The organism is Xanthomonas sp. NCPPB 1638 (assembly GCF_041475635.2).
Taxonomy (GTDB): domain Bacteria; phylum Pseudomonadota; class Gammaproteobacteria; order Xanthomonadales; family Xanthomonadaceae; genus Xanthomonas; species Xanthomonas cucurbitae.
The window spans coordinates 1,954,537-1,965,983 of record NZ_CM192984.1; the positions used below are offsets into that span (position 1 = coordinate 1,954,537).

12 protein-coding genes are annotated in these 11,447 nt (G+C 67.8%); all 12 read right to left on the bottom strand.

Going from position 1 to position 11,447, the window contains the following annotated elements; translation table 11 throughout:
* Positions 1 to 175: 175 nt before the first annotated feature.
* Positions 176 to 1,021, bottom strand: a complete 846-nt coding sequence (gene fliP / locus ACCQ13_RS08420; RefSeq protein ID WP_104605545.1) for a flagellar type III secretion system pore protein FliP — start codon at positions 1,019 to 1,021, stop codon at positions 176 to 178.
* 1 nt (position 1,022) lies between these two features.
* On the bottom strand, positions 1,023 to 1,430 hold the full coding sequence (gene fliO / locus ACCQ13_RS08425) for a flagellar biosynthetic protein FliO (protein ID WP_104605547.1): 408 nt from the start codon (positions 1,428 to 1,430) through the stop codon (positions 1,023 to 1,025).
* The gene (gene fliN, locus ACCQ13_RS08430) at positions 1,427 to 1,765 is read right to left on the bottom strand and encodes a flagellar motor switch protein FliN (RefSeq protein ID WP_104605549.1); all 339 of its coding nucleotides are present in this window, start codon (positions 1,763 to 1,765) and stop codon (positions 1,427 to 1,429) included. The genes fliO and fliN overlap by 4 nt, the downstream gene beginning before the upstream one ends.
* Positions 1,762 to 2,775, bottom strand: coding sequence for a flagellar motor switch protein FliM (fliM, locus tag ACCQ13_RS08435; RefSeq protein ID WP_104605551.1), 1,014 nt, complete (start codon positions 2,773 to 2,775; stop codon positions 1,762 to 1,764). Before fliM ends, fliN begins: the two co-directional genes overlap by 4 nt.
* A gap of 10 nt (positions 2,776 to 2,785) precedes the next feature.
* The gene (locus ACCQ13_RS08440) at positions 2,786 to 3,313 is read right to left on the bottom strand and encodes a flagellar basal body-associated FliL family protein (protein ID WP_104605553.1); all 528 of its coding nucleotides are present in this window, start codon (positions 3,311 to 3,313) and stop codon (positions 2,786 to 2,788) included.
* Between the two features lie 191 nt (positions 3,314 to 3,504).
* Positions 3,505 to 4,779: a flagellar hook-length control protein FliK gene (locus tag ACCQ13_RS08445; RefSeq protein ID WP_104605555.1), complete on the bottom strand. Its 1,275-nt coding sequence runs from the start codon at positions 4,777 to 4,779 to the stop codon at positions 3,505 to 3,507.
* Entirely contained in the window at positions 4,776 to 5,231 is a 456-nt protein-coding gene (gene fliJ / locus ACCQ13_RS08450) for a flagellar export protein FliJ (protein WP_104605557.1), read from the bottom strand. Before fliJ ends, ACCQ13_RS08445 begins: the two co-directional genes overlap by 4 nt.
* A gap of 3 nt (positions 5,232 to 5,234) precedes the next feature.
* A complete protein-coding gene (locus ACCQ13_RS08455) occupies positions 5,235 to 6,611 on the bottom strand; it encodes a FliI/YscN family ATPase (protein WP_104605559.1) in 1,377 nt (458 codons plus the stop codon).
* On the bottom strand, positions 6,608 to 7,228 hold the full coding sequence (locus tag ACCQ13_RS08460) for a FliH/SctL family protein (protein WP_104605561.1): 621 nt from the start codon (positions 7,226 to 7,228) through the stop codon (positions 6,608 to 6,610). The genes ACCQ13_RS08455 and ACCQ13_RS08460 overlap by 4 nt, the downstream gene beginning before the upstream one ends.
* Positions 7,225 to 8,214, bottom strand: a complete 990-nt coding sequence (gene fliG, locus ACCQ13_RS08465) for a flagellar motor switch protein FliG (protein ID WP_104605563.1) — start codon at positions 8,212 to 8,214, stop codon at positions 7,225 to 7,227. The genes ACCQ13_RS08460 and fliG overlap by 4 nt, the downstream gene beginning before the upstream one ends.
* Before the next feature lie 10 nt (positions 8,215 to 8,224).
* Positions 8,225 to 9,949, bottom strand: coding sequence for a flagellar basal-body MS-ring/collar protein FliF (fliF, locus tag ACCQ13_RS08470; protein WP_159407001.1), 1,725 nt, complete (start codon positions 9,947 to 9,949; stop codon positions 8,225 to 8,227).
* A 13-nt stretch (positions 9,950 to 9,962) separates the two neighbouring features.
* On the bottom strand, positions 9,963 to 10,334 hold the full coding sequence (gene fliE, locus ACCQ13_RS08475) for a flagellar hook-basal body complex protein FliE (protein ID WP_167526873.1): 372 nt from the start codon (positions 10,332 to 10,334) through the stop codon (positions 9,963 to 9,965).
* Between the last annotated feature and the right edge of the window lie 1,113 nt (positions 10,335 to 11,447).

The window sequence follows — 11,447 nt, forward strand, 5'->3', positions numbered from 1 at the left end:
GCCGCTGCGGTATGGGGCCCCTGGAAGCAAGGGCCAGAGCAAAGGCCAGAGCCAAAGCCAAAGCCAAAGCCAACTCCGAAGCCGATGCCGACGCAAAGGCTGGCGAGCTGGCTGCGGTCGGGGGAGTGGCTGCTCCGCTCGCGTGACCGCGGCAAGACGGGAGCTGGCCATACCGCTAGGAAGCGTTGAAGCTCGCCGCCAGCGTACCCACCACCAGCACCCATCCATCCACCAGGATGAACAGCAGGATCTTGAACGGTGCCGAGATCAGCATCGGCGACAGCATCATCATGCCCATCGACATCAGCACGCTGGCCACCACCAGATCGATAATCACGAACGGGATGAAGATCAGAAAGCCGATCTCGAAGGCGGTCTTCAGCTCGCTGGTCACGAACGAGGCCACCAGTACCGGGAACGGTACCGCGTCCGGACCGGCGTACTTGCCGTCGCCGGCCATGCCGGCGAACGTCATCAGGTCGGTCTCGCGGATCTGCGCCAGCATGAAGGCGCGCAGCGGCTGGGTGGTCAGGGTCCAGGCAGTGGAGAAGTCGATCTGGTTGTTGAGGTAGGGCTGCAGGCCCGCGCCCCACATCTTTTGCCAGACCGGCATCATCACCAGCGCCGTCAGGAACATTGCCAGGCCCAGCAGCACCTGGTTGGACGGGGTCTGACCGGTGCCCAGCGCCTGGCGCAGCAGCGCCAGCACGATGGTGATGCGGGTGAAGGCGGTCAGCACCAGCAGCATCGATGGCAGCAGGGTGATCGCCGTCATCAGCAGCAGGGTCTGCAGCGGCAGGCTCACCGGTTGGTCGCCGATGCGGCCCACGCTGACGTTCGGCAGGGTCGGCAACTGGTTGGAGCCAGGCGGAACCGCCGCTGGCGCGGCAGCGGGAGCGGCGGCCTGCGCCATCGACGGCAAGGCGGCCGGCGTGGCGGCGGCCAGCAGCGGGCAGCTCATCACCAGCAGGATCAACACCAGGCGGAGGCTGCGCCCCCAGCGATTCCAGCTACTGAACATGTCACCGGTCCTTGCGCAGCTTCTGGGCAAGCAGCTGGGCGAAATTGGGGAGTTGCTTGAAGTCGGGCAGGCTGGCCGCCGGCGTGGGCGGCAGCGGTTCGGGCAAGGTATGCAAGGGCGTGATGCCGCCGGCGGTCACGCCCAGCAGCAACTGCTGGCCATTGACCTCTACCACCACCACGCGCTCCTTGGCACCCACCGCCAGGCTGGTGACGATGCGCAGGCCCTCGGTATTGCGGAACCCGCTGCCGGGCATGCGCTTGAGCAACCAGCCCAGCCCGACGATCAGCGCCAGCACCAGCAGCAGTGCAAAGACCGCGCCAAACAGGCTGGGCGTGGCCGGCGCCTGTGCGCCTACCTGGGTGGCCTTGGTCGCGGCAGGCGCGGCCAAGGCCAGTAGCCCGATCACCGCAGCCTCCGGATCCGCTCGCTGGGGCTGACCACGTCGGTCAGGCGGATGCCGAAACGGTCGTTGATGACCACCACTTCGCCATGTGCGATCAGGGTGCCGTTGACGTAGACGTCCAGCGGTTCGCCGGCGCCGCGTTCCAGTTCCACCACCGAGCCCTGGTTGAGCTGCAGCAGGTTGCGGATCGGAATGCGCGCGCGGCCCACTTCCAGCGACAGCGTCACCGGTACGTCCAGAATCACGTCCAGGTTGAGGTCGGTGGCGTTCTGGTCGTGTTCTGCCTGCAGGCTCTCGAAAGTGGCAGGGGCAGCGTCGAGGATGTCGGAATTCATCATGGGGTGGAGTCCTGGGAGGGAACGGCACGCGGGGCTTGTACGCCAGGTGGACGCACGGCGGTAATCTTCACGGCGTTGTTGCCATTGGAAACGCCGAATTCGCCGGTAAACATCGGGATCTCTTCCACGCACAGCGGCACCTGGGCGGGCAGCTCGATCGGCAGGATGTCGCCGACCTTCAGGCCGGTGAGCTGGCGCAGGGTCATGCGTTTGCTGGCCAGCACGCTGGAGAGCGCGACCTCGGCGGTGTTGAGCTGCTCGCGCAGCATGATGTTCCAACTCTCGTCGCGGTCGTTGCGGTCGCTCTGGATGCCGGCATCGAGCAATTCGCGGATCGGCTCCAGCATCGAATACGGCAGGGTGATGTGGATCTCGCCGCCGCCGCCTTCCAGTTCCACATGGAAGCGGCACACCACCACGTATTCGCGCGGGGTGACGATGTTGGCGAAGTGCGGGTTGATCTCCGAGTTGATGTATTCGAAGTCCACCTCCATCACCGGTGCCCAGGCTTCCTTCAGGTCGGCGAAGGTCTGCTTGAGCATCAACTGGATCACGCGCATCTCGGTAGCGGTGAACTCGCGGCCTTCGATGCGGGTGTGGAAGCGGCCGTCGCCGCCGAAGAAGTTGTCCACCACGGTGAACACCAGGGTGGGTTCGAACACGATCAGCCCGGTGCCGCGCAGCGGCTTGAAGCGGATCAGGTTGAGATTGGTGGGCACGTACAGCGAGTGCATGTATTCGTTGAACTTGACCAGGTCGATGCCGCGGACCGACAGGTCGGCCGAGCGCCGGATCAGGTTGAACAGGCCGATGCGCCACAAGCGTGCAAAACGCTCGTTGACCATCTCCAGGGTCGGCATGCGCCCGCGGATGATGCGGTCCTGGCTGGACAGGTCGTACTGGCGGGCCTCGCCTGGCAGGGCTTCCGGCTCGGTGTTGACCGCGCCCGAATCCACGCCATGCAGCAGGGCATCGATTTCGTCCTGGGAAAGCAGATCGCTGACGCTCATGGGGCAGGCCTTACTGGGTGACGAAACTGGTGAACAGCAGTTCTTCGACGCACTTCTTGCCGGTTTCGCTGGTCATGACCTTCTGCGCTTCGGCCAGCGCGGATTTCTGCAGTTTCTGCTTGCCGGCCAGGTCGGCCACATCGGTGGCCTTGACCTGCGACAGCAGCATCAGCAGATGCGCGCGGATGGCCGGGGCGTTTTCGGTGATGAGCTTGAGATCTTCCGGGTCGCGGGTGACCAGCTGCACTTCGACCTGCAGATACTGCGGGCCATCGCCGGGATCGGCGAGATTGACCACGATGGCCGGGTCCATCGGGAAATACTGGGCCGGCTTGGGCACGGCGGCGACCTTGGGCGCGGCATGCTTTCCATTCTTCTCCCCGCTCTTGTGGCCAAGAAAGAACCAGGCGCCGCCGCCGGCCGCTGCCAGCACCACGACAGCGATGGCGATCAGCAGGACGAACTTCTTGCCGACCTTCTTCTTCTCGCCTTTTTCGTCTTTCTCTTCGGTCTTTTCAGGTTTCTTGGCCGCTGCCACGGTGTGCTCCAGGAGAGTGCTCGCCTGGGTGATGCAATCGGCATGCCAAAACCGCGTCGACTTCCTGGCGCGGGCTCATGGCGACGCGAAAGACGCCCCGCGCGCCTTGCGCCGCAGGGGATGAGCTCAGTGGCGACGGCTCGGCCCCGCCGGCGCTGCAGGAGCGCCGGCGGGGGTTGCAGTGGTCAGGGTCAGGCGTAGGCGTCCAGCAATCCACGCTGGCGTAACACCACCGACGGAATTCCGACGGGTGGGTTGTCGTCCAGGCTGAGGCCGTTGCCCTCGCTGCCGCCACCCTGGCGGTTGCCGGACGGGTTCTGCTGTTGCTGGCTTACGTCGGCCTGGCCGAGCTGGAAGCCGTTCTGGCCGAGCATCTCGCGCAGCCGCGGCAGGCTCTGCTCCAGCGCCTGTCGGGTATCGGCATGGGCGGCGGTGAAGCTGGCGTTGACCTTGTCGCCTTCCAGGTGCAACCGCACTTCGACCGGGCCCATCTCGTTGGGGGTGAGCTTGATGTGGGCGTGGCCGATCTTCTGGTCGGCCAGCCAGTTCAGGCGGGCGCCGATGGCATCGTCGAAGCCGTCGCTGCCCATTTCCGGGGTTGGGGTGGGCGAGGCGCTGAAGATCGGCGCCGGGTCCTGCACGCGGTTGAGCGCGGGCGCGGCGGCGGTGGGCAGCACGAAGGCCGGGGCATCCGGGCCTGCCGATGCGGCACCGTCGTCGTCGGCCGGTGCCAAGGCTTTTGCGGCCAGGCCCATCAGCGCGGCGGTCTGCGCATCGCCGCTCACTGCGGTGGTGGAGGTGGACTTGGCCGCCATGGCGGCTGCCGGCGCGAGCGCACCCAGTGAGGGCAGGGCGGTACTGACACTGGCAGTGGCAGCTGGCGCGGTCGCGTCGGTCGGCAGGGCAGTGGTGGTCGGCGTGGTGCCGGCGGCGTTGGCCACGCTGGCCGCCAGCGCAGCGGCCGCAGCGACCAATGCATCGCCGCCTGGCACGGCCTGGGCCAGCAGGCTCATGCCGAATCCGCCCAGACCCGGCGGCGGCCAGCCGGCCTCGCTGGCGGTGGCGGCATCGGCAGGCGCGTCCTTGCTGTCCTGGCCGTTCTTCCCGGCGGTGGTGGGCTTGTCGCTCGCGGCGGCGGTGTTGCTGTCCTTGGCGGTCGGCTCCTTGGCCGACGGCGCGGGCTTGGCATCGCCATCCTGCGCGCGTGGGCGGGCGGTGGCATCGCCGGTGGCGTCGTCGCCGTGATCCTCGTCGGTGCGCGGCGTGTCGGGCTGGCTGGATTTGGGCGCGGCCGGCTTGGCCGGCACCCGCTCGGGCGCCTGGTTGGGCGTCTGTGCCGGATGCAGCATGCGCGCGAACTGGTCCTTGGCCGGGTCCGGCTCGGACGACGGGTCGCTATAGCTGGATTTCTTGCCGGTACCGGCGAGCGCGCCGAGGCCGGCGGCGAAGGCGGACAGGGGGTTCATGCGGCGTCTCCTTGGCTGTCTTCGGAACGCGCCAGACGCACGCGGCGGGCGCCGAGGTCGTCCATTTCGCGTTGGTCGCGGCGTTCGATCACTTTGTTTTCCTGGGCGCGGTAACTGGCCGCCAGCTGTTCCAGTACCTGTTTCTCGCGGCTGGCCAGCAGCAGGCGGGTGCGTTCGGATTCCACCTTGGCGCGGTTGCTTTCCACTGTCTGGGCCTGTTGCAGTACGGCGCTGTCGAGCCGGTCCAGGAAGGCGCGGCGGTTGCTCAGCGCCACGGCGCTGGTGCCGGCCATGTGGCTGTTGGCGTATTCCTCGGCATAGCGGCGCAGTTCTTCCAGGCGTGACTGGTGGGTGTCCAGGGCACGCTGGCGCTCGGCCAGGTCGCGGGCCACCTGGTCTTCCTGTTCCTGCGCGCGGCGCAGCAGGGGGTCGATTCGCTTGGACTGCATCATGGATTAGTTCTCGGGTTCCACCAGTTGCTGCAGCGCGGCCAGGCTGTCGCCCAGGACCGATGCCTTGTGCACGTCCTGACCAAGGAATTCGACGATTTCCGGCCAACGCGCCAATGCTTCGTCGGTGGCCGGGTCGCTGCCGCGCTGGTAGGCGCCGATGGCGATCAGGTCGCGGTTGGCGGTGTAGGCAGACAGCAGCCGCTTGAGCTTGCGGATGCGCAGGCGCCAGGGTTCGTCGGCAATGTCCTGCACCACGCGGCTGACCGAGGATTCCAGGTCGATGGCCGGGTAAAGGCCGCTGTCGGCCACCCGACGCGAGAGCAGAATGTGGCCGTCCAGGATGGCGCGGGCGGCGTCGGCGATCGGGTCCTGCGGGTCGTCGCCTTCGGTCAGCACGGTGTAGAAGGCGGTGATCGAGCCGCGGCCCTTGGCGCCGTTGCCGGCACGCTCCACCAGCGCCGGCAATTTGGCGAACACCGACGGCGGGTAGCCGCGGGTGGTCGGCGGCTCGCCCACCGACAGGCCGATCTCGCGCTGCGCCTGGGCGAAGCGGGTCAGCGAATCCATCAGCAGCAGCACGTTCAAGCCCTGGTCGCGGAACCACTCGGCAATGGCGGTGGCGCGGTAGGCGCCATGCAGGCGCGCCAGCGGCGGTCGGTCGGCCGGGGCGGCCACCACCACGGCGCGGCGCAGGCCTTCTTCGCCCAGGGTGGTTTCGACGAAATCGCGCACTTCGCGGCCACGTTCGCCGATCAGCCCCACCACGATCACGTCGGCCGAGGTGAAGCGGGTCATCATGCCCAGCAGCGTCGATTTACCGACACCGGAGCCGGCGAACAGGCCCACGCGCTGGCCACGGCCGATCGGCAGCATGGCATTGATGGCGCGCACGCCTACGTCCAGCGAGGTGGTGATGGGTTCGCGCGCCAGCGGGTTGATCGACACGCCGGCCATGCCGACGCTGCCCTCGGCGCGGATCGGGCCCTTGCCGTCCAGTGGGGTGCCGTCGCTGTCGATGACGCGGCCGAGCAGGCCTTCGCCCACTTCCACGCCGCCGCGGCGCCGCGAGGGCACCACGCGGGCGTTGGGCAGCAGGCCGTGCAGTTCGGCGCTGGGCATCAGGTAGGTGCGTTCGCCGGCAAAACCGACCACTTCGGCATCCACCCAGCCGCCGTCCACTTCCACCTTGCAGGTGGCGCCCATCGGCGCTTCGCAGCCGGTGGCCTCCAGGGTCAGGCCGACCGCGCGGCGCAGGACGCCTTCGCGGATCAGGGTACGGCCGGCGGCCGGGTCCAGGCCCAGGCCGCCCAGGCGGGTGGCCAGGCGCAGATTGCGTGCATCCAGCCAGTCGGCCGGGGTGGCTCCCAACAAGGCGCTCACAGGCCTGCTCCGGATTTGCGCATCACGGTCTCCAGCGCTGCCCGCAGGCGCGCGTCCAGGGTGCCATCGATGCGCACGCTCTCGGCGTGCACGCGCAGGTCGCCGCGGCTCAGGCTCAGGTCCGGGGCCACGCGGGTGCTGCTGCTGGGTGCCAGATGCGGCAGCAGCGCGGCGATGTCGTCCGGGTGCAAGCGCACTTCCACCTCGCGGCCGGCGCTGCCGACTGCATCGATGGCTTCCTGCACCAGTTCGGCCAGCAGCTGCGGGTCTGCCTGGTAGGCACGCCCGACCAACTGGCCGGCGATGCGCACGGCCAGCTCGCCGAGCGCGCCGACCACTTCGTTTTCCAGCCGCGCCAGCGGGCGGGTGAAGTTGTCCAGGATGCCGTCGATCTGCGCGGTGAGGCGGCGCACTTCCGACTGGCCCTGGGCAAAGCCTTCGGCATGGCCGCGGGCAAAACCTTCCTGCTGGGCGGCGTCCTCGATGGCCTGGATCTCTTCCAGGGTCGGCGGGCGCAGCACCGGCTCGAGCATGGCCGGCGCGTCGTACTCCGGCTCCGGCAGGGCCAGGGCCATGTGCAGGTCCGGTGCCAGCCAGCGGGTGACCATCTCGCTCATACCATCGCCTCCGCACCGGCACCGCCCAGGCTGATGGCGCCTTCGTCAGCCAGGCGGCGGACGATGGTGAGGATTTCCTTCTGTGCCGCTTCCACGTCGGCCAGGCGCACCGGGCCGCGTGCTTCCATGTCTTCCAGCAGGATTTCGGCGGCGCGCTGGGACATGTTGCGGGTGATCTTCTCGCGCACCTTGACGTCGGCGCCGCGCAGGGCCAGGCCCAGGCGCTCGCCGGAGACTTCGCGCAGCAAGGTCTGCAGGCCGCGGTCGTCCAGGTCCACCAGGTTGTCGAACACGAACATCAGGTCCTGGATCTTGGTGGCCAGGTCGGCGTCGATCTTGCTGATCTCGCCCAGCACGCCCTGGTCGGCGCCGGTGTCCAGGAAGTTGAGGATGTTGGCCGCCACCTTGATACCGCCCACGTTGGAGGATTTCAGGTTCTGGTTGCCGGCGAACTGGCGCTCCATGATGTCGTTGAGCTCGCTCAGGGCGTTGGGCGGAATGCCGTCCAGCGTGGCGATGCGCAGCAGCACGTCGGCACGGGTGCGCTCGGGCAGGTTCTTCAGCGACTCGGCGGCCTGGTCGCTGTCCAGGTGGGCCATCACGATGGCGATGATCTGCGGGTGTTCGTTGCGCACCAGGTCGGCCACCGCGCGCGGGTCCATCCACTTCAGGGTGTCCAGGCCGGTAGTGTTGCGGCCCAGCAGGATGCGGTCGATCAGGCCACCGGCCTTGTCCGCGCCCAGCGCCTGGATCAGCACGTTGCGGATGTAGTCGTCGGCGCCCACGCCCAGCGAGGTCTTGCCGGCCAGTTCGCCGTTGAACTCGTCCATCACCTTTTCGACCTGATCGCGCGAGATGCCGGTCATGGTGGCCATGGCGATGCCGATCTTCTGCACCTCCTTGGGGTCCATGTGCTTGAGCACTTCGGCGGCGTCGCTCTCACCCAGCGACAGCAGCAGCACCGCGGCGCGCTGCACTCCGGTCATCGGTTGTGTTTCAGGCTTCACTGGCGACCCATCCCTTCACGACTTGTGCAACACGTTTTGAATCGGCTTTGACCGCTTCGCGCGCCACGCGCATGCGCTCTTCGTAGGCATCCGGCAGGGCGATCGGGGTCTTCCTGTCACGCCCGATCTGCGCGGTGTCCTCTTCCAGGCGCGGCATCAGATCCTCGTCGTCGTTGACCATCCGCACGTCGGCGCTCTGCGGAGTGCCATCGTTGCCAGCCTTGCGTTGCTTGTCCTTGATTGCGGTCACGCCGGTGAGCTGGCGCAGGGTGGGGCGTACCACGCCGAACAGCAGCGCCAGCACCACCACCGCGCCGACCAGCAGGCGCAGACCGTTCTGCACGCGCGGATCTTCCCACCACTTGGGGCCTTCCTGGCCGGCCATCGCTTCGCGCACGAACGGAGCATTCATCACCGACACCGTGTCGCCACGCGCCGCGTCGAAGCCCACCGCCTGCTTGACCAGGCCCTCGATGCGGGTGAGCTCGGCGGCGGTGAGCGGCTGCTCGACCATCTTGCCCTTGGCACCGGGGCGCGGCACGTTGTCCAGCAGCACCGCCACCGACACCCGCTTGATGCGGCCGGCCGGCTGACGGGTGTGCTGCAAGGTGCGGTCCAATTCGTAGTTGCGGGTGGCGCTCTTGGAGCTTTCGGTCGGCGCGGCCGCTGCGGCGGCCTGGCCATTGGTCGTGGCCGGGGTGCCCGGCGCGCCGGCGACCGCCGGTGTCGGCGGCTGGCCGGGGCTGTTGCTGGTGGCGCCGGGAGGACCTTGCGGCCCGGTGGCGCTGGTGCTGGTGTCGCTGACCTGCTCGCTGCGCAACTTGGCCGGCTCGCCGTTGTAGAGCTCGCGGGCTTCTTCGACCACCGAGAAGTCCATGTCCACGCTGGTTTCCGGATTGACCCGGCCCGGGCCGGTCATCGGCTCCAGCAATTCGCGGATGCGTTGGTTGTAGGAGCTTTCCTGGCGGCGCACCTGTTCGAACTGGGCGGCATGCTGGGCGGCGTCGCTATTGGGGTCGGCGATGGACAGCATGCGGCCGCTCTGGTCGACCACGGTCACGCGCTCGGGCGTCATGTCCGGGATGCTGGAGGCCACCAGATTGACGATGGCATCGACCTGGTTGCGCTCCAGGCCCTGGCCGCCGCGCAGTTCCAGCACCACCGAGGCGCTGGCCGCCTCGCGCTGGCGGGTGAAGGCGCTGGGCTTGGGAATGGCCAGGTGCACACGCGCCTCGCGTACCGGGCGCAAGGTGCCGATGGTGCGTGACAGCTCGGTTTCCAGGGCGTGCTGGTAACGCGCACTTTCCACGAACTGGCTGACGCCGAAACCCGGGTCCTTTTCCATCAGCTCGAAGCCGCCGCCGGTTTCCTTGCCGGTCAGGCCGGAGCCGGCCAGCTTCAGGCGGGCGTCGTACAGGCGATCCTGCGGCACCGAGATGGCGCCGGTGGCCTGGTCGATCTTGTAGGGGATCTGCGCGGTGCGCAGCAGGTCGGCCGCCTCGGCGTTGCCCTTGTCGTCCAGGCCGGTGTACAGCGCCTGGTAGCCGGGCTGCTGCGACCAGAAGAACACCCCCAGGCCTGCCGCCACCGCCACGGCAATCATCGCCATCATGGTCAGCTTGCGGGTGATCTGCAGGCTGCGGACACGGTCGAACCATTGACCCGCCTTTTCGGCGTTCTGGTTCACGTTTTCTCTGCTGATCGCGAGTGCCATGTGTCGTCAATCCTTACAGCGGCATGTTCATGACGTCCTGGTAAGCCTGGACGAGACGGTTACGGACTTCCACGGTGGCGCGGAAGGCCACCTGGGACTGCTGGGAGGCGACCATGACCCGCGCCAGGTCGGCACTGGGGTCGCCCATTTCGAAGGCCTTGGCCAGCGCGCCGGACTTTTGCTGCGCTTCGTTGACGCTGCCGAGCGCACCGCGCAAGGTCTCGCTGAAGCTCGGTGCCTGCGTGGCCGGGGTTCCCTGTGCCCCGGCCAGCCCCTGGATCTGATTGCCGCGCGCCGCATCGCCCACCGCGCCCATCGGGCCTTGGCCCATTTGGGTCTGGTAGCTGCGGATCTGCGAGAGGATGGAGGTGACGGAATCGCTCATGGGGGCGCTCAGCCTGGGAGGCACTCACGACGATGCAAGCGGCGTGCCGAAACTGCGTCGGGTTTCCGGCACGGTCGCCATGCGGCTGCAGGCATGGCAACGCGCGGCATCTGAGTGTGGATGCACGGCCCCATCCGCCCTTCGGGCACCTTCCCCCGCAAGCGGGAGAAGGGAGCGATGGATGGTCAGTTGCAGGGCAACCGACAAATCACGCGCCACCAGGCTTTCCTTCTCCCGCTGGCGGGAGAAGGTGGCGCGCAGCGCCGGATGAGGGCGATACCCTCTTACAGGCATGGCAACGCGCGGCGCCGGAGTATGGAGGCTGGCGCCCCCATCCGCCCTTCGGGCACCTTCCCCCGCAAGCGGGAGAAGGGAGCTATGGATGGTCAGTTGCAGGGCAACCGACAGATCACGCGCCACCAGGCTTTCCTTCTCCCGCTGGCGGGAGAAGGTGGCGCGCAGCGCCGGATGAGGGCGACCCCCTCTTGCAGGCATGGCAACGCGCGGCGCCGGAGTGTGGACGCACGCCCCCATCCGCCCTTCGGGCACCTTCCCGCGCAAGCGGGAGAAGGGAGCGATGGATGGTCAGTTGCAAGGCAACCGACAGATCACGCGCCACCAGGCTTTCCTTCTCCCGCTGGCGGGAGAAGGTGGCGCGCAGCGCCGGATGAGGGCAACACCCTCTTACAGGCATGGCAACGCGCGGCATCAGAGTGTGGACGCACGCCCCCATCCGCCCTTCGGGCACCTTCCCCCGCAAGTGGGGGAAGGCAGCGATGGAGAGTCAGTTGCAGGGCAACCGACAAATCACGCGCCACCAGGCTTTCCTTCTCCCGCTGGCGGGAGAAGGTGGCGCGTAGCGCCGGATGAGGGCGACACCCTCTTACTTACAGGCATGGCAACGCGCGGCATCAGAGTGTGGACGCACGCCCCCATCCGCCCTTCGGGTACCTTCCCCCGCAAGCGGGGGAAGGGAGCGATGGAGAGTCAGTTGCAGGACCACCGACAAATCACGCGCCACCAGGCTTTCCTTCTCCCGCTGGCGGGAGAAGGTGGCGCGTAGCGCCGGATGAGGGCAACCGCCAATTCACATGCAGCCATACATCCGCTCTA

What these genes read in the sequence shown, in the direction of transcription:
- ACCQ13_RS08460 (WP_104605561.1), bottom strand. Translation starts at nt 7,228, where the DNA reads ATGAGCGAGATGGTCACCCGCTGGCTGGCACCGGACCTGCACATGGCC.
- fliN (WP_104605549.1), bottom strand. Translation starts at nt 1,765, where the DNA reads ATGATGAATTCCGACATCCTCGACGCTGCCCCTGCCACTTTCGAGAGC.
- ACCQ13_RS08445 (WP_104605555.1), bottom strand. Translation starts at nt 4,779, where the DNA reads ATGAACCCCCTGTCCGCCTTCGCCGCCGGCCTCGGCGCGCTCGCCGGT.
- fliG (WP_104605563.1), bottom strand. Translation starts at nt 8,214, where the DNA reads ATGACCGGAGTGCAGCGCGCCGCGGTGCTGCTGCTGTCGCTGGGTGAG.
- fliJ (WP_104605557.1), bottom strand. Translation starts at nt 5,231, where the DNA reads ATGATGCAGTCCAAGCGAATCGACCCCCTGCTGCGCCGCGCGCAGGAA.
- fliM (WP_104605551.1), bottom strand. Translation starts at nt 2,775, where the DNA reads ATGAGCGTCAGCGATCTGCTTTCCCAGGACGAAATCGATGCCCTGCTG.
- fliE (WP_167526873.1), bottom strand. Translation starts at nt 10,334, where the DNA reads ATGAGCGATTCCGTCACCTCCATCCTCTCGCAGATCCGCAGCTACCAG.
- fliP (WP_104605545.1), bottom strand. Translation starts at nt 1,021, where the DNA reads ATGTTCAGTAGCTGGAATCGCTGGGGGCGCAGCCTCCGCCTGGTGTTG.
- fliF (WP_159407001.1), bottom strand. Translation starts at nt 9,949, where the DNA reads ATGGCACTCGCGATCAGCAGAGAAAACGTGAACCAGAACGCCGAAAAG.